The sequence below is a fragment of the Rhodococcus sp. 06-221-2 genome (assembly GCF_002258365.1).
GTDB classification, from domain to species: domain Bacteria; phylum Actinomycetota; class Actinomycetes; order Mycobacteriales; family Mycobacteriaceae; genus Rhodococcoides; species Rhodococcoides fascians.
In genome coordinates, this window is the sequence record NZ_NOYJ01000033.1 from 345,549 (window position 1) to 362,056 (window position 16,508).

Sequence of the window (16,508 nt, forward strand, 5' to 3'; positions counted from 1 at the left end):
GCTGGGTGAGCGAGATCGAGGTCAGTCGAACGATCGCATCGGTCTTCCGTGCCGAGCGCTCGATGCTGCTCGCGTCGTTGGTGCAGCGCTACCGTGACCTCGACCTCGCGGAGGAGGTGACGTCGGATGCCATCGAGGCCGCTCTGAAGCATTGGCCGATCGATGGCATACCGACCAAGCCAGGGGCCTGGTTGCTCACCACAGCCCGGCGCAAGGCAGTCGACCGCCTCCGACGCGATGAGACACTGGCTGCGAAAATCGCCGTACTGCAGATCGACTCGGACCGCGACAACCCGTCCGGCTCGAATGCGCTCGACGATCGTGTGCCCGACGATCGCCTCCAGTTGTTCTTCACGTGCTCCCACCCGGCTCTTGCTGCCCAGGACCGACTCGCCCTGACGCTGAGGTGTCTCGCGGGTCTGTCCACAGCAGAGGTGGCGCGCGCACTGCTCATCCCTCCTGCCACGGCTGCACAGCGAATAGTGCGGGCCAAGAACAAGATTCGCACGGGTCGCATTCCGTTTCGCGTTCCGGGACCGGACGAGCTGGCGGAAAGAGTGCCCATGGTGCTCGAGGTCGTCTACTCCATCTTCACCGAGGGGTACTCGGCGACATCCGGCGATGGAGTCGGACGCGTCGATCTCTCGAACGAAGCGATCGGTATGGGCAGAGTTCTGCACGCGGCTCTGCCGGGCACGTCCGAGGTGACCGGCTTGCTGGCGCTGATGTTGCTGACCGACGCCAGACGCCGCGCCCGGATCGACGAACACGGCGAGATCGTGCTGTTGGCCGATCAGGACCGGCGCGTATGGAATGCCGCGTTCATCGCCGAGGGAACGGAACTCGTGAGCGAGGCCCTGACCCGCGGGCCGGCCGGCCCGTACTCCGTTCAGGCCGCCATCGCGGCATTACACGACGAGGCTGCTGACGCCGCGAGCACGGACTGGCCTCAGATCGTGGCTCTGTACGACGTGTTGATGGCACTCACACCATCACCGGTGGTCGCGCTCAACCGGGCCGTCGGCGTCGCAATGACCGAAGGGCCCGAGGCCGGGCTCGAGTTGTTGGACGCCATCGCCGCTGAGCCGGCCCTGCGCCGGTACCACCCGTTCGCGATGGCGAAAGCCGATCTGCTGCACCGACTGGGCCGGATGGACGAGGCCGCCGTGCACTACCGGAGAGCACTGGATTTCGCGCGAACGGCACCGGAGAAGCGTTTGCTGAGAAGACGACTGGCCGAGGTTGCCGACGCACGGGATCAGGCGGACAGCACAGCATCCACCTGATCGGCCGTCAGCGGTCGGTCTGCGTACACCAGTCGGATGGCCTCGGGATCGGGGTTGCCGATATCGGGTCCACGGGATACCAGCTTCAGGCCGGCGCGCTCTGCCACGCGAGCGGAGGAGAGGTTGTGTTCGAGAAGATATGCCACGACCGGCATTTCGGGCCGAGTTCGGTACGCGCACTCGACTGCGGTTCGACTCATCTCTGCGGCGTACCCCTTACCTTGCGCGTCGGGATGGAGACGGTAGCCGAGATTCCAGAAGGCATTCTGTCGGATGGAACACCCGCCGTAGCCGCTGATCATGTCGCTGCCGTGCTCACGAACGATCCACGTACTCAATCCATCTCGACGCCATTGCGCAGTCCAGTTCTGCACCATACGTTCGGTCGTACCGATATCGGCGTGCCGCAAGCCCGGAAAGTGTGTCCACGACTGCGGATCACTGCAGATCTCGTACAGCGCGTCGAGATCCGCATCTGCAGGCTCGTCGAGAACCAGTCGTGGGGTCTTCATTCGCACACCGATGATCCTAGAGGGCTCGAGTCTGGTAGACCGGTGGTAGACGATCGAGCGAAGGGTGACAGTCATGGCCGAGTGGATCAAGAAGGTCGAAGAGAATGCCAAGGGCCTCATCGCAGAGGCTGAACAGGAACTGACGGCTCTCGAGGGCGCGGACACCGTCGACCTCACCGCAGACGAGCCGGAGGATGCTGCGACCACCGACGACGATGACATCGTCACCAGTGACGATGCACGGGAGCAGGTCTCGGACTGACGTCGGTGCCCGACCCCTCCGTGTCCGGTCGGAGCACTTGGTCCACCACGACGCACGACTGGTCGATGGACGTCGATCGAGATCACCTCTCGCACATCAGAAGCCGCTCCGGTGAGTACGCGCCGGGTGGAGTGCTGCACCTAATTCTCGAAGTCCTCGCGTATGCGGTGGACGAAGCCGAGGATCAGGGAGGCGGTCACGCGACCATCACGTTCGACTCGGACGGCACGATCGATGTAACGGACCTCGGACGAGGTACCGACACACGGTTAGACCGCGGACTCGCAATTCGCAAGCCCGTTGTGAGCACTGCAGATGTTCGCTTCTTCGACAGGCTGGAGCCAGTGCTGTTGGCGGACGGACATGCCCGCCGCGGAATGTCGACTGTCGCAGCGCTGTCGGAGGTGCTCGAGCACACCAACCGTCGCAGTGAGGGCTCGTGGACCCGTCGATACCAGCACGGGTTGCCCGTCACCGAATTGGTGTCGACTGCCCCTACGGATCGGACCGGTACCACGATCCGGTTTCGTCCCGATACGTCACTGCTCGCCGCAGATCAGCTGAGGCCGCACGATCTTCGTGCTCTGGTCGTCGACACCCAGTCCTTCACGGTCACGGTTCTGTAGATCTACTCGAACACGTACCAGCAGATGCTGTTTCTCCTGTGCTGGTCCTCCAACACCAGAGCCCGCACGCTGTCCGGCAGCTGTTCCCTCTGCCACTCATTTTCCGCATACGCCGCGGCTGCTGCGCTCGACGACGGTGCCGCAGCTCGAACTGCCTTGATGGCGTACGCCGCTGCTCCGAGGTCGTGTTCGGCCACGTGCGCCACGCATGCGGCCTGGCCTGCGGCGTGGGCGGCGAATCGAGCCGCTCCGCGAAGGGGACGCGCTGCGCCCATCGCGTGTCCGCCGAGGGCGCGGGTCTCCATCATCGGCAGCTCACCGCGTACCCACGCGCCGATCCCGTCGATGGCTTCCCGCGGTCTGGCGTCCGACGGAACCGAGCTCTCGAACAGAGGCAGCACGTGTTCGGCACAGGCAGCAGCCCAGAGTGCCAGGGCCCGATGATCGCCATCGGACAGCAGTCCCCCGCGCCGGGCGGTGACGAGCCGGGGATCTCGAACAGCGGGCAGGATCATCCTCGGTCGCCCTCTTCGCACGGGCATCGGGCAGTCCAACGTGATTGCACGGTGGCTATCAGAGCACAAAAAACCCGAGACCGTGTGGTCTCGGGCTTTTTCGAGTGGTAGCGGGGACAGGATTTGAACCTGCGACCTCTGGGTTATGAGCCCAGCGAGCTACCGAGCTGCTCCACCCCGCGTTGCATCTACGAAGTTACCCCTGCGTGTACGACGAATGCAAATCACGTGACCACGGGGTGCTCGGTCCAGCCGATCAGGCTCGACACACGGCCGAGCCGACCCGAACAGCACGTTCGCAGCCCCTCGAAATAGTGCTCCGGGTCTCTTTTCTTACGTGTTTCGGATCACATAACGGTCGGGTCACGAAGGTGAAACATTCCCGCCACAATGCGGCTCGAGCTGCACGAACAGGGGGCCCAATCCCACTATGTGGACGGGTGGCATCCCATATCCGCTCAGTGACGGTGAGTGAATCCTCGACTACCTTCACGGACGGCCCTAAACCGCTGGGCTTGCACCACCCCGCCGCTTCTTTCGCTCTGCCCCGCGGGTGTGGTCCCCAATACGTACGGGGGCAGAGCCGCGACGATACGAAGTGCCTGGTCGTCATCGCCATCACCACCGGCGTAACGATTCGCAGGCCAGTCGCGCCAGTCGAGCGCGGAGAGGATTCACCCCGCATGACCACTCAGAACAACTTCGGTAAGCGCGCACTCGGATTGGCCGCCATCGCCGGCGCAGCCGTCGCCATTCCGCTCGGCGTTTCTGCCGGAACCGCCAACGCAGCCCCCCACAACTGGGACGGCGTCGCACAGTGCGAGAGCGGTGGCAACTGGAGCATCAACACCGGAAACGGCTACTACGGCGGCCTGCAGTTCTCGCAGAGCACCTGGACGGCCAACGGCGGAACCGGATCCCCGGCCAACGCCTCCAAGGCCGAGCAGATCCGCGTCGCGGAGAACACCCTGCAGAGCCAGGGACCGGGCGCATGGCCCGTCTGTGGTCAGCAGCTGACCACCGGCACCTCGGCAGCCGAGCCCGAAGCGGCACCGGCACCGGCTCCTCAGGCAACACCGGCACCGGCACCGGCCCCCGCGCCTGCCGTCGCACCCGAGGTCGCAGCAGCTACACAGGCCGCTCAGGGCGCATTCGATGCAGCATCCAAGCTCGCCGACCAGTACGGCCTGAGCACTCAGTTCCAGCACTTCGCTGCTGCGAACGCTCCAGTGCTCGCGCCCATCGGACGCTGATTCACCGGCAGTTCGCTAGAACTGCCTCGTTCCGCTCGCAGTGGATGCCCAGCGCATCCGATGTAGCGAACAACGACAGAGCCGCCTCACCGATTCGGTGAGGCGGCTCTGTCGTTGCAGTCAACCCGGTGGAACAGTGCCGATCAGCTACCGGCCCCGTTGTACGCGTCGACCGCCTTCTGCAGGTTCTCCAGCGCGGTGCCGAGCTGCGCCAGGTTGCCGCTCTGTTGTGCAGTCCGCACGGCGGAGAGTGCGTCGTTCAACCCGGTGACAGCGGCGTCCCTGGTGGTCGACCCACCGGTGGACGGAGCCGGATTCGCCGGCGTCGAACCGCCCTCGGACGGGGTCGTCTCGGGTACGGCACCCGGCTGGGTACTGCCGTCGGTCTCCCCCGGCGCCGTGACGGTCCGTCCGGCACCGGCCCCGAACACCTGCTCGATGGCCTCGGGCAGCGTGGCGGCGTAACCGACACGACCCTCGTACGAGACCAACACCCGGATCAACTGCGGATACGCCGACGCCTCGTTGGTGCGCGAGGCGTACACCGGCTCCACATAGATCAGACCGCCGTTGCCCACAGGCAGGGTCAGAAGATTGCCGAACTCGACAGTGTTCTCCCGGCGCACGATGCCGAGGCTTTCGGAGACGTCCGTCGTGGTCGTCATCTGGTTCTGTACCTGATTCGGGCCCTGAGTGGACGTATCGGTCGGCAGCCTCAGCACGGTGATCTTGCCGTAGTTCTCCGGATCCGAATCCGCGCTGACATACGCGCCCAGCACTTCTCGGCGATACCCCACCAGCGCACTGGTCAGCTGGAACGAGGCCTGGTTCTCCTCGTTGGAGATATCGGACGCGACGACGTAGTACGGAGGCTGCTTGGCGGCAGTGTTCTCCGCGGTCGGGTCGGTCGGAACCTCCCAGAACGCGTTGTTGGTGAAGAACTCTCGCGGATCGTTGACGTGGTATTTCGTCAGCAGTTCACGCTGAACCTTGAACAGGTCCTCCGGGTACCGGAAGTGATCCCGCAATTCCGGAGACACCTCGCTCTTGGGGATGACCGTTCCGGGGAACACGCCTTCCCATGCCTTGAGCACCGGGTCGTTCTCGTCCTGCTCGTACAGCTTGACAGTGCCGTCGTAGGCGTCGACGGTGGCCTTGACCGAGTTCCGGATGTACGAGACTTCCCGGCTCGGCAGTGCGCGCGTCGTCGTCGACTCGATGCTGTCGGCAGTGGCATCCTCGAGCGACATCCGCTGGGCATACGGGAAGTTGTCCAGCGTTGTGTAGCCGTCGATGATCCAGACGAGCTTGCCGTCGACGATCGCCGGGTACGTCGAACCGTCGGTGGTGAGCCAGGGCGCGACCTTCTGCACACGGTCCCGGGGATCACGGTTGAACAGAATCTTCGATTCGTCACCGATCACACTCGAGAACAGGATGTTGCGCTCGGCGTACTTGCTCGCGAACACGAGTCGGTTGAAGAAGTTGCCGACGTCGACACCCGCTGCACCGGTGTAGGAGTAGCTCTTGCTGTCCGTGTCGTACTCACGGGGTTCGCCGGCCGAGCCGACGATGGAGTAGTCGGCGTCGGAATTCGCGATGACCGGGCCGAAGTAGATGCGCGGCTGATCGAGGTCACCTGGGCCGTCCTTACGCACGGTTCCCTCGGCGTTGTTCTCGATCCAGTTCACCTGGTAGTTGGGATAACCACCACGCCCGCCGCTGGACTCGTCGGCGACAGCCTCGTCGACGGAGTTGGCAGGAGCAGCAACGAAGCCGTTTCCGTGCGTGAACACGGTGTGGCGGTTGATCCAGTCACGCTGGTTCGCGTCGAGAGTCTGCGGTGAGATCTCACGCGCGGCGACGACGTAGTCGCGGAGGTTGCCGTCCGCGTCCGGGTAGCGGTCGACGGCCAGTGTGTCGGGGAATCCGTAGAAGTTACGGATCTGACGCTGCTGAGTGAATGTCGGCGCAAGGATGTTCGGATCGAGCAACCGGATGTTCGACATCGTGGCCGACTCCGATGCCACTTCGCTCGGGCTCAACGACGCTTCACCCGAATAGTCGCGGTACGAGACCACGTCATCGGTCAAGCCGTACGCAGACCTCGTTGCCGCGATGTTGCGCTCGATGTACGTGCTCTCCTTGTCGGCCGCGTTCGGACGAACCGAGAACTGTTCCATCACCAACGGCCAGACGGCACCGATGAGGATCGACGACAACACCAACAGCGCTGTGGCCAAGGCGGGGATTCTGAGGTCACGAAGGAAGATGGCCGCAAAGAAGGCAACAGCACAGATGACCGCGATGGCCAACAGAATCAGCTTCGCCGGCAGCACCGCATTGATGTCGGTGAAGCTGGCACCGGTGAACGTCGGCTCCTTACGACTGCTCGACAACAACGTGTATCGGTCGAACCAGTAGGCGATGGCCTTGAGCAGGACGAAGGTGCCGGCCAGCACAGCGAGCTGAATCCGCGCCGCACGGGTGAGCGCTCCTTCTCGGCCGGCGAGACGAATGCCGCCGAAGACGTACTGCGTCACCAGATTTGCGAAGAATGCGACCAGGATGGCAACGAACAGCCAGTTCAGGATGAAGCGGTAGAACGGCAGATCGAACGAGTAGAACCCGACGTCCAGGCCGAACTGCGGGTCGGTCTGGCCGAAGTCGCCGCCATGCAGGAACAGCTGCACGGTGACCCAGTTCGTCTGCGCGATCATGCCGGACAGGAAACCGAACACGACCGGGATTCCGATGCCGAACAACCGCAATCGGCTCATCACCGTGGTGCGGTATCGAGCGATCGGATCGTTGGGTCCGGCCACCGGAACGAACACCGGGCGATTGCGATACGCGACGACCAGCGCGCCGAAGACGATGAGCCCGACGACGACCGAGACGACGAGGAAGATCACCAACCGGGTCAACAGAGTGGTGGTGTAGACGCCGCGGAAGTCGACTTCTCCGAACCACAACCAGTTCGTGTAGATATCGATCAACCGCGGACCGATGAGCAGCAAAGCTGCTACTACCAAGGCCAATACGAGCAAGATCCGGCTTCGCCGCGACAACGACGGCATACCGGTGGGGGGCCTCATGCCCACGTGCCACACTCCAACTTCGGGCGACGCCGATGGCGCCGCAGATGACTGTCACGGCGCACCTCGCGTGCGCCGCATGTCCGTTTCGCCCTACTGTACGTACGTTGATCCTACGGCTGTGACGCCCGTACTGCGGCCCCGCCGGACCGCAGGTCAGGAGCATCGACATTCGTGGAACCATTCGGATGCGAGGATAGTGCGGTGAGCAACGACAGTGACGGACTGCCCGGCCAGGAACATTTCGGAGACGACTTCGACCCCGAGTCGGGCGGACCCGGCGTCGCCGAGGCATTGGCTCGGTGCGCGCGTGAGGTGGCGGACTTCGTCGACGCGGGCGGGTGGGGCCAGTCGCCCCAGATGTTCGCGCTGGTGCCCACCGCTGCCCTCGCCGCGGCAGAACCCGGCCTGCTCGACGATCTGGCCGACGGTGCTGCACTCACACCGATCCAGCAGCATTCGTTGCCCGAGGACATCACCGGCGGCTCCCCCGCCCTCGACGAATTCCTCGCCACGTCGACGTGGCCCGAGGGCGTCGTGGGATGCGCACTCGTCCAAGAGATCGTCGTACTCCCCCCGGCGGCGGAGTCGGCACTCGACGATGCGCTGATGCCGCTTCTCGCAGATCCCGACGCGGCCGACAACGCGGCGCGATCGGCCGCCGAGAACCATCCTGAGAAGCGTGACGCGCGGCTGATCGTGGCAGTGCTCAAGGACGGGCCGTCGTTGACGTTGTTGCAACTGCATCCGGACGAGGACGCCGATCCGTTCGCTCCCATCGACCTACGCATCGCCGAGGACCTGGCACCCAACGTCGTCCACGGTCTGTACGCGACGTTCGATGTGGTCGACGACGAATAAATACGACCGAGCGGGTCAGCTACACGTCGGAACGTCTTCGCCCGACCCGATCGCTCGGAGCGAGTCGATCGCGTTGTCCAGCGATTCGACTCGCACCAAGCGCAGACCGTCGGGCACATTCTGTTGCGCCTCACCACAATTGGCGTCGGGCACCAGGAACGTGGTGGCCCCTGCCTCGCGAGCTGCTATCAGCTTGTAGGGAATACCGCCGATGGGGCCGACCGTTCCCGCTGCGTCGATCGTGCCGGTTCCCGCCACGAATTCGCCGTTGCTCAGCTCGCCGGGACTCAGTTTGTCCACCACCGCGAGGCTGAACATCAAGCCGGCGGACGGACCACCGACGTCGGCGAGATTGAACTTCACGTCGAACGGAACGTCGGGCTGCTCCTCGGGCGTCACACCGAGATATCCCTTGGACGGGTCGTCCGGCCTGGCCCCGAGCACAACGGAACCCGTACGAGGGGCACCATCACGCACGTAGTCGATGTCGAGCGAATCGCCGGGTGCCTTGGCGCTGACGGCCTCGCGAACCGCGCCTGCCGTCGAGACGGGGGTGCCGCCCACCGCAACCAGAGTGTCTCCGATGTTCAGCACGCCTGCGGCGGGGCCGTCCTGGGCCACGCTCGTCACCGACAGCGACACCGGGAGGTCGAGGTGATGCAGAGCGGCGAGTTCAGCACTGGATTCCGATTGCTCGAAATCGGCCTGATTACCCTCCTGCACTTCCTCTTTCGACTTGTCCGGTGGGTACACCTCCTCACGAGGCACCAGTCCCTGACGCCCACTGGCCCAGAACCCGAGAGCCTCGAAGAGATTGAGCTGATCCCGCACGGCCACCGTCGTCATGTTCAGATGGCCTGCGGTGGGGTCGACGTCGGTGCCGTCGATCTGGACTACGGGCACGCCGTCGACGTCACCGAGAGTGTTGTACGTCGGCCCGGGGCCGAGTGCCGCGAACGGAACGGTGACGACCGAGCCGGTGACGCCCAGCACCACGACCGGTACCAGCGCTGCGACGAGTGTGGCGATCCTTCGGTTCACTCGGTAGACACTAGATCCGAACGTGCGGCGGCGTGGATACCGCCCCTGCCGGAGCCCGACGCACGATGCGACGAAGCCGTTCTGTTCGCCGTCAGCGTGACGATCTTTCGCGCTCCGAGTGCTCATGGCTTGTACCGTTGAGCCATGAGCAATTTTGGTTTCGGTGCTTCCGACGACGACCCGGACAAGAAGAAGGATCCGGACGGGTCGGGTAACCCCGCCGGTTTCGGGTTCGGGGCGGAGGGCTTCGACCCTGCACAACTGGGCCAGATGCTCACCCAGTTCGGCCAGATGCTCAGCGGCATGGGTGCCGCGGGGTCGGGCGGATCGTCGGCCGGACCGGTCAATTACGACCTCGCCAAGCAATTGGCCCGACAGCAGATGGGCGATTTCAGCCCGGTGTCGGCCGGGGAGCGTGAGGCCATCACCGAGGCCGCGCACCTCGCCGAGCTCTGGCTGGACGGTGCCACCACATTGCCTGCCGGTGCCACCAAGACTGCAGCGTGGACGCCGGTCGACTGGCTGGACAACACCATCGACACCTGGAAGCGGCTGTGCGATCCGGTCGCCGAGCAGATTTCGGGCATGTGGACCTCGGGGTTGCCGCCGGAGGCTCAGCAGATGGCCGGACCGATGATGGGCATGCTGACCCAGATGGGCGGAATGGCGTTCGGCTCGCAACTCGGTCAGGCACTGGGCCAACTGTCGAAGGAAGTTCTCACCTCCACCGACATCGGTCTCCCGCTCGGCCCGTCGGGCACCGCCGCGTTGCTACCGTCGGCGATCGCGTCGTTCAGCGAAGGTCTCGAACAGCCCGAGCGTGAGGTGCTGGTGTTCCTGGCCGCCCGCGAGGCTGCACACCAGCGGCTGTACAGCCATGTCCCGTGGCTGCGCCAGCGAGTTCTCGCCACTGTCGAGGAATATGCTCGCGGCATCCGCATGGATTTCTCGGCAATCGAGGAAGCCGCTGCCGGGCTCGACCCGTCGGCGCTGACGGATCCGTCGAAGATCGAAGCGCTGCTGCAGCAGGGTTCGTTCGAGCCGCAGACCACACCCGAGCAGAAGCACGCTCTCGAACGTCTCGAAACGTTGCTGGCACTGGTGGAGGGCTGGGTGGAGACCGTGGTCACGGCCGCACTCGGCGACCGTCTCCCCGGCGCGGTTGCCCTCGCCGAGACCATTCGCCGTCGCCGCGCCTCCGGCGGCCCGGCAGAGCAGACGTTCGCGACGTTGGTCGGTCTCGAGTTGCGTCCCCGCAAGGTGCGCGAGGCCGCCGATCTGTGGCGCCAACTACTGGCCGCCGCGGACGTGGAGGGCCGCGACGGGGTGTGGGCACACCCGGATCTCCTGCCCGACGCATCCGACCTGGACAATCCGGCGGCGTTCATCGACCGAGTCGTCGGCGGCGGCACCTCCAGCTTCGACGACCCCATCGCGCAACTCGAGGCGATGGAGGCAAAGGAGGCCGCCGAACGAGCGGAACACAGCACGGACGACGCCTCGGAGGACGGCGACGACCATCCGGACAAGGGCTCTTCCACACCCTGAACCGGGACGGCGCACACCAATGCCGTCGGCCCCGTCGAACGCCTGCTCGAAGCCCATTTTCCCCTGTGGATAACGTGCTTCGAGCGGGCGTTTGCCGTTCGACCGAGTGTCACAGTGTGGTTCATGATCACATCGACCGTTCGACTCGATCCCGCGGTGGCCATCCTGCCGCGACGGGACGGAACCGTTCAATTGGGGTGGAGCCCCGAGACCAGCGTCGTCGTCACTCCCCCTCCCGGTGCGGAACCGGGCTCGATACTCGAGATCCTGCGGCTTCTCGCGGCAGGACGTTCCAGGCCTCACATCGTCTGTCACGCAATGACGTTGGGTTTGTCCGCGAACCGAGTGTCGTCGATGCTCGCCGAATTGGACGATTCCGGCCTGCTCGTGCACGGCACGAGTGGCCCGGCGGCGAGCAACGCGGACGCTCCGTCGAGTGAACTGCGCGACATTCGTTCCGTGCATCTCGTGGGCCGCGGGCCGCTCTCGGATGCGCTGACCGCCGGGTTGCGGCGCACCAGTGTCGCGGTGACCAGAACGAGCCTGACCCCGACACGCTATCCGCACCTCGCCGTGAACTCGTGGCAGTACGACGTGGTCGTGCTCACCGACGACCTCGTCGCCGAGCCTCGTCTGGTGACCGATCTGGTGCGGAAAAGGATCCCGCACCTGCAGGTGCGACTGCGGGACGGGAAAGGAATCGTCGGCCCGTTCGTAGTGCCCGGACAGACGAGTTGCCTGCGCTGCGCCGATCTCACCCGCTGTGATCTCGATCCGGAGTGGCCGCATCTGTCCGCACATCTGCTCGGCACGGTGGGCCAGGCGAGTACCGCCACGGTGTTGGCCACGGCGGCGTTCGCGTTCGCGCAACTCGAGACCCTCATCGATCGCACGGACGGAACGATGCCCGAAACCACCGACTGCACGATGGAGCTGAGTTTCGCGGCAACCGGTACGTCCGTGCACAAAAGACAGTGGACGCGACATCCGCATTGCGATTGCTGGTACTGACGACACGGTCACTCGACCACCCGCCCACCTCGGCAGTCGAGGCCACGGTTTCACCGGTCCGAGCATTTGTCGGAAGGTTCAGCCATGATGGAGCTGTGTCAGACATACCGCGCCGTGGATCCACTCGTACCGCGAAACTAGCCAGCATTCCCCTGGGAATGGCCGGACGTGCCGCGATGGGCTTCGGAAAGAAGCTCGCCGGCGGAAACCGCGACGAGATCGACGCGGACATGGCCGCCAAAGCAGCCGAGCAACTCTTCTCCGTCCTCGGAGAGCTCAAAGGCGGGGCCATGAAGCTCGGTCAGATGCTGTCGGTGATGGAAGCCGCCGTCCCCGAGGAGTATTCGGAGCCCTACCGTGAGGCACTGACGAAGCTGCAGGCTCAGGGCCCGCCCATGCCGGCCAAGACGGTGCATCGCGTACTCGATCAACAACTGGGTACGGCGTGGCGATCACGGTTCGAGAGTTTCGACGACACCGCAATCGCCTCGGCCAGCATCGGCCAGGTCCACCGAGCCACGTGGGCGGACGGGCGCGACGTCGCGGTCAAGATCCAGTATCCGGGTGCGGACGACGCCTTGCGGTCGGACCTCAAGACTCTGTCTCGTTTCGCGAATCTGTTCAGCACGGTGCTCGCCGGTACGGACGTCAAGCCCGTGCTCGAAGAGCTGACGGCGCGCACCGAGGACGAGCTCGACTACCGCATCGAGGCAGCCAATCAGCGCGCCTTCAGCAAGGAATTCGCGGGCGATCCTCGGTTCGCGGTACCCAAGATCGTCGCCAGCGCCCCGAAAGTGGTTGTGAGCGAATGGATGACGGGCAGACCCCTGGCCGATGTGATCGCGCACGGAACTGCGGACGAGCGTAATCGAGCCGGCGAACTACTCGCGCGGTTCGCGTTCGAGTCTCCCGCACGCGCGAAGTTGTTGCACGCGGACCCACATCCGGGAAACTTCATGATGCTCGACGACGGCCGAATGGGCGTCATCGATTTCGGGGCATGTGCTCCGATGCCCGACGGCCTGCCTCCGGTCCTCGGCCGGATGGTCGCACTCGCTCGTGACGACAAGTTCGACGAACTGGTCGAACTGTGCACCGAAAGTGGCTTCGTGGTGCCGGGTCGCACGGTGACGGAGAAGGAAATTGCCGATTACCTTCGCCCGTTCACAGACCCGATTCACACCGAGTCGTTTCACTTCACTCGGGCGTGGCTGCAGAAAGCGGCAGGCACCGCAGCCGATTTCAACAGCGCACAGTTCCGCACCGTTCGCTCGCTGAACATGCCGCCGGAGTACGTGATGATCTTCCGGGTACTGGGTGGCCTGGTGGGAATCTGCGCGCAGCTCGACGCCTATGCGCCGTACATGGCAATTCTGACGGAATGGTTGCCCGGCTTCACCGAGTGAATCACTCGGTGAAGCCGGACCTCCGTATCGAGCTTCATGCCGCGTTCTTACGTGGCCGTCCGCGAGGACGCTTGCGTGCGATGACAACACCCTGTTCCAGGATCTCGCCACCCCATACGCCCCACGGCTCGGCGCGATCCAATGCGGCGCTGAGACAGGTTCGGCGGATGGGGCATTCGGCGCACAGCGCCTTGGCCTGCTCCAATTCGGCAGGGGTGTCGGCGAACCACATGTCGGGGTTCGCCGCTCGGCAAGGCACCGACAGCTCGAGCTCCGCCGATTCGGCGAAACTTGTTGCTGCGTAGGTGCTTTCGGACTCTGGTCGGCATGTCGTCCGGATCGTGGCGGTTGACACGTCGGTCTCCTCTACTTTTCGTGCGGCGTCGTTATCGGTTCGAGGGGTAATGCGAACCATGTCGGCCTCACGCTCGGGTAGAGGATCTACCTGAACGACAAAGGCCACGGTCCGCGAGTGCGGGTCCGTGGCCTGGTGGGCAAATCGAAGCGTCTACCTACAGTGAAGTCGGTATCTGCTGTCGAACACGGACGCGCGTGGTGCGCGGTGACGTCGATGGGTGTACACAGCGGGTGCTGCCAACGCCAGGACGCCGGGGGCGGAATTCGACCCGAGGGCTTCCGATGCGGACTGGTGCATCGGGCCGAAAGCGGTGGGACGAATCCACGTCTGCGCAACCGAGCCGGCGGCTACGGCCGCAGCAGCGGGCGTACCGACCAGTGCATCGCCGAAGGGCGTTGCACCGCAGACAGGGCTGAGCACGACGGTTGCTCTTGCACCGGCGATGTCGAATGTGTCGATCATGTTCTTCAGCTCCTGTTCTGGTCTCGTGGGCGGACTGGGCAGTGTGCGGTCTCCCGCGACACGAGAAACAGACTAAGCCCCCCGCCGAGATCTGCACAAGTTATTTTTGACCAGCAGTTTTACGGCAACTGTTCGACGGACGGTTACCGGTCGGAGGACCGCACCACCGTGAGCACGTCCTCGCCGAAGCGCTCGAGCTTCTTGGCCCCGATTCCCGGTATCGCAACAAGCCCACGCTCGTCCTGCGGTTGCTGTTCGGCGATAGCAGTCAACGTGTTGTCACTGAACACGACGTATGCGGGCACCTTGAGTTCACGAGACTTGTCCAGGCGCCACGACTTCAACGCGTCGAGCAGGGCGATGTCCACGTTGGACGGGCAGCTATCGCATCGTCCGAGCATCGTGGCCGACGTGCCGATCAACGGCTTACCGCAGATTCTGCACTTGGGCCCCGACCTCTTGGCCGCGGGTGCCGCGATGCGCGACGCGGGCGAATCCTCGGGCACCAATCCGACGAGGAATCGGGAGCGGCGACGCGACTTGCGCCCACCCTCGTTACGGGCCAGGGCCCACGACAGGTGCAGGTGGACCCGCGCCCGGGTGACACCCACGTAGAGAAGGCGACGCTCTTCCTCGACGGCGGCCTCGTTGTTCGCACTGGGATCGTTGCCGATCGCGTGAGATATCGGCAGCGTTCCGTCGGCAAGCCCGACGATGAACACTGCATCCCACTCGAGCCCCTTCGCCGCATGCAACGAGGCCAGCGTCACGCCCTGCACCGTCGGTGGATGCCGCGCCTCGGCGCGAGCCGCGAGTTCACCGAGAAGTGAGTCGAGGGTCAGTTCGGGGTCGTGCACCAGCAATTCCTCGGTGAGTTGCACGAGACCTCCCAGGGAGGCCCACTTCTCCCGCGCCTGCGCACCGGTCGGCTCGGTAGCGGTCAACCCCAGTGGAGCCAGCACGGCCCGAACCAGACCGGTCAGGCCGTCCCCGGCACGAGAACCGTCGGGTAGATCGTCTCGGCCAGCAGCCTGGCGCAGTGCATTGACTCCCTGCCGCACTTCGGGTCGAGTGAAGAAACCCTCGCCGCCGCGAACCTGATAGGGAATCTTCAGCTCGGTCAGGGCCTGCTCGTGCGCCTCGGACTGCGCATTGATGCGGTACAGAATTGCGATCTCGGCAGGCTCGACGCCTTTCGAGATCAACCTCTTCACCGCGCGTGCCACTCCGTCCGCTTCGGCGGGCTCGTCGTCGTACTCGAAGAACTCCGGCTCCGGACCGGAATCACGCTGACCGATCAGCTGCAGCCGAGTGCCCGCAATGCGACCCCGCGCGGCACCGATCACGCGATTGGCCAACGACACGACCTCCGGTGTCGATCGGTAGTCACGTTCGAGACGGACAACGGTGGCCTCGGGATACTTGCGAGAGAAGTCGAGCAGGTAGCGAGGGGACGCTCCGGTGAACGAGTAGATCGTCTGATTCGCATCACCGACGACGGTGAGGTCGTCACGATCGCCCACCCAGGCGTCGAGAACCCGCTGTTGGAGCGGCGTCACGTCCTGATACTCGTCGACGACGAAGCAGCGATAGCGTTCGCGGAATTCGTCGGCCACCGAAGAGTGCTCTTCGAGCGCCGCGGCGGTGTGCAGCAGCAGATCGTCGAAGTCGAGCAACATGCCGTCGCCGCCGCGAGATTTGAGTTCTTCGTATCCCGCGTACACCGCAGCGACCTTGGCTGCGTCCATGGGCACGTCGCGTCGGTTGCTCGCCGCTATGCGCGGGTAGTCCTCGGGGGCGATCAACGAGCCTTTCGCCCACTCGATCTCGCCCGCGAGGTCGCGGATGGCGTCGGTGGACGTGGAGACGCCGGCCCGGTTCGCTGCCTGCGAGACCACGGTGAACTTACGGTCGAGCAACTGCCACCCGGTGTCGCCGACGACCTGTGGCCAGAAATATTTGAGCTGGCGCATCGCGGCAGCGTGGAAGGTACGAGCCTGCACCGGAGGTCCCTCTCCCCCGACGCCGAGTTCTCGAAGACGGCCGCGCATCTCACCGGCCGCCCGCGCGGTGAAGGTGACCGCCAACACCTGGCCGGAGGACACGTGCCCCGCGGACACGAGATGCGCGATGCGTCGAGTGATCGTGCGAGTCTTGCCCGTTCCGGCCCCGGCGAGCACACAGACCGGACCACGAGGAGCCAGCACTGCCGCGGATTGCTCCGGATCGAGACCGGCAGTCATCGCGTCGTCAGCCATGGGTCCATTGT

At 64.7% G+C, this 16,508-nt stretch carries 15 protein-coding genes and 1 tRNA gene; 8 read left to right on the top strand and 8 right to left on the bottom strand.

Annotated features, from left to right (window positions below; translation table 11 throughout):
• Nucleotides 1-5: 5 nt before the first annotated feature.
• Complete coding sequence (locus CH281_RS21160; protein ID WP_032366332.1) at nt 6-1,286, top strand: RNA polymerase sigma factor; 1,281 nt, start codon at nt 6-8, stop codon at nt 1,284-1,286.
• Here CH281_RS21160 and CH281_RS21165 read toward each other — a convergent pair.
• On the bottom strand, nt 1,259-1,798 hold the full coding sequence (locus CH281_RS21165) for a GNAT family N-acetyltransferase (RefSeq protein ID WP_032387189.1): 540 nt from the start codon (nt 1,796-1,798) through the stop codon (nt 1,259-1,261). The genes CH281_RS21160 and CH281_RS21165 overlap by 28 nt on opposite strands.
• A 73-nt stretch (nt 1,799-1,871) precedes the next feature.
• Here CH281_RS21165 and CH281_RS21170 point away from each other — a divergent pair, with 73 nt between their 5' ends.
• Nucleotides 1,872-2,060: a hypothetical protein gene (locus CH281_RS21170; protein WP_032366331.1), complete on the top strand. Its 189-nt coding sequence runs from the start codon at nt 1,872-1,874 to the stop codon at nt 2,058-2,060.
• 5 nt (nt 2,061-2,065) lie between these two features.
• Complete coding sequence (locus tag CH281_RS21175; protein ID WP_218828718.1) at nt 2,066-2,686, top strand: hypothetical protein; 621 nt, start codon at nt 2,066-2,068, stop codon at nt 2,684-2,686.
• Between the two features lie 2 nt (nt 2,687-2,688).
• Here the strand turns inward: CH281_RS21175 and CH281_RS21180 are convergent, their stop codons facing one another.
• Both CH281_RS21180 and CH281_RS21185 read right to left on the bottom strand, forming a co-directional pair.
• Complete coding sequence (locus CH281_RS21180; protein ID WP_032387188.1) at nt 2,689-3,201, bottom strand: putative immunity protein; 513 nt, start codon at nt 3,199-3,201, stop codon at nt 2,689-2,691.
• A 105-nt stretch (nt 3,202-3,306) separates the two neighbouring features.
• Nucleotides 3,307-3,383: transfer RNA gene (locus tag CH281_RS21185), tRNA-Met, on the bottom strand.
• A gap of 501 nt (nt 3,384-3,884) precedes the next feature.
• On the opposite strand from CH281_RS21185, the gene CH281_RS21190 reads away from it, so the two are divergent.
• Nucleotides 3,885-4,454 (top strand): transglycosylase family protein, encoded by a 570-nt coding sequence (locus tag CH281_RS21190; protein WP_032387187.1) that lies wholly within the window; start codon nt 3,885-3,887, stop codon nt 4,452-4,454.
• Between the two features lie 143 nt (nt 4,455-4,597).
• Here CH281_RS21190 and CH281_RS21195 read toward each other — a convergent pair whose 3' ends face one another.
• Nucleotides 4,598-7,558 (bottom strand): UPF0182 family protein, encoded by a 2,961-nt coding sequence (locus tag CH281_RS21195; RefSeq protein ID WP_176458532.1) that lies wholly within the window; start codon nt 7,556-7,558, stop codon nt 4,598-4,600.
• A 288-nt stretch (nt 7,559-7,846) separates the two neighbouring features.
• Between CH281_RS21195 and CH281_RS21200 the strand changes: the two genes are divergently transcribed.
• Nucleotides 7,847-8,413 (top strand): PPA1309 family protein, encoded by a 567-nt coding sequence (locus CH281_RS21200; protein WP_094695495.1) that lies wholly within the window; start codon nt 7,847-7,849, stop codon nt 8,411-8,413.
• Between the two features lie 15 nt (nt 8,414-8,428).
• Here CH281_RS21200 and CH281_RS21205 read toward each other — a convergent pair whose 3' ends face one another.
• Nucleotides 8,429-9,454, bottom strand: coding sequence for a YlbL family protein (locus CH281_RS21205; RefSeq protein WP_032387460.1), 1,026 nt, complete (start codon nt 9,452-9,454; stop codon nt 8,429-8,431).
• 144 nt (nt 9,455-9,598) lie between these two features.
• Here CH281_RS21205 and CH281_RS21210 point away from each other — a divergent pair, with 144 nt between their 5' ends.
• From CH281_RS21210 to CH281_RS21220, 3 genes are all read left to right on the top strand, one after another.
• Nucleotides 9,599-11,002: a zinc-dependent metalloprotease gene (locus CH281_RS21210; protein ID WP_032370729.1), complete on the top strand. Its 1,404-nt coding sequence runs from the start codon at nt 9,599-9,601 to the stop codon at nt 11,000-11,002.
• Between the two features lie 123 nt (nt 11,003-11,125).
• The gene (locus tag CH281_RS21215) at nt 11,126-12,013 is read left to right on the top strand and encodes a hypothetical protein (protein ID WP_032407098.1); all 888 of its coding nucleotides are present in this window, start codon (nt 11,126-11,128) and stop codon (nt 12,011-12,013) included.
• Nucleotides 12,014-12,108: 95 nt separating this feature from the next.
• Nucleotides 12,109-13,419 carry an ABC1 kinase family protein gene (locus CH281_RS21220; RefSeq protein ID WP_032366327.1) on the top strand — a complete coding sequence of 437 codons (1,311 nt, stop codon included), beginning with the start codon at nt 12,109-12,111 and terminating at the stop codon, nt 13,417-13,419.
• A 34-nt stretch (nt 13,420-13,453) separates the two neighbouring features.
• On the opposite strand, the gene CH281_RS26980 is transcribed toward CH281_RS21220, so the two are convergent.
• The 3 genes from CH281_RS26980 to CH281_RS21235 all read right to left on the bottom strand — a co-directional run bounded on the left by CH281_RS26980 (nt 13,454) and on the right by CH281_RS21235 (nt 16,497).
• Entirely contained in the window at nt 13,454-13,774 is a 321-nt protein-coding gene (locus CH281_RS26980; RefSeq protein WP_027496555.1) for a WhiB family transcriptional regulator, read from the bottom strand.
• Nucleotides 13,775-13,927: 153 nt separating this feature from the next.
• Entirely contained in the window at nt 13,928-14,239 is a 312-nt protein-coding gene (locus CH281_RS21230) for a hypothetical protein (RefSeq protein ID WP_032366326.1), read from the bottom strand.
• 143 nt (nt 14,240-14,382) lie between these two features.
• The gene (locus CH281_RS21235; RefSeq protein ID WP_032366325.1) at nt 14,383-16,497 is read right to left on the bottom strand and encodes an ATP-dependent DNA helicase UvrD2; all 2,115 of its coding nucleotides are present in this window, start codon (nt 16,495-16,497) and stop codon (nt 14,383-14,385) included.
• Between the last annotated feature and the right edge of the window lie 11 nt (nt 16,498-16,508).

Excerpts from the sequence above, each read along its gene's own strand:
- CH281_RS21170 (WP_032366331.1), top strand. The coding sequence starts at position 1,872 with ATGGCCGAGTGGATCAAGAAGGTCGAAGAGAATGCCAAGGGCCTCATC.
- CH281_RS21210 (WP_032370729.1), top strand. The coding sequence starts at position 9,599 with ATGAGCAATTTTGGTTTCGGTGCTTCCGACGACGACCCGGACAAGAAG.
- CH281_RS21215 (WP_032407098.1), top strand. The coding sequence starts at position 11,126 with ATGATCACATCGACCGTTCGACTCGATCCCGCGGTGGCCATCCTGCCG.
- CH281_RS21190 (WP_032387187.1), top strand. The coding sequence starts at position 3,885 with ATGACCACTCAGAACAACTTCGGTAAGCGCGCACTCGGATTGGCCGCC.
- CH281_RS21230 (WP_032366326.1), bottom strand. The coding sequence starts at position 14,239 with ATGATCGACACATTCGACATCGCCGGTGCAAGAGCAACCGTCGTGCTC.
- CH281_RS21235 (WP_032366325.1), bottom strand. The coding sequence starts at position 16,497 with ATGGCTGACGACGCGATGACTGCCGGTCTCGATCCGGAGCAATCCGCG.
- CH281_RS21165 (WP_032387189.1), bottom strand. The coding sequence starts at position 1,798 with ATGAAGACCCCACGACTGGTTCTCGACGAGCCTGCAGATGCGGATCTC.
- CH281_RS21180 (WP_032387188.1), bottom strand. The coding sequence starts at position 3,201 with ATGATCCTGCCCGCTGTTCGAGATCCCCGGCTCGTCACCGCCCGGCGC.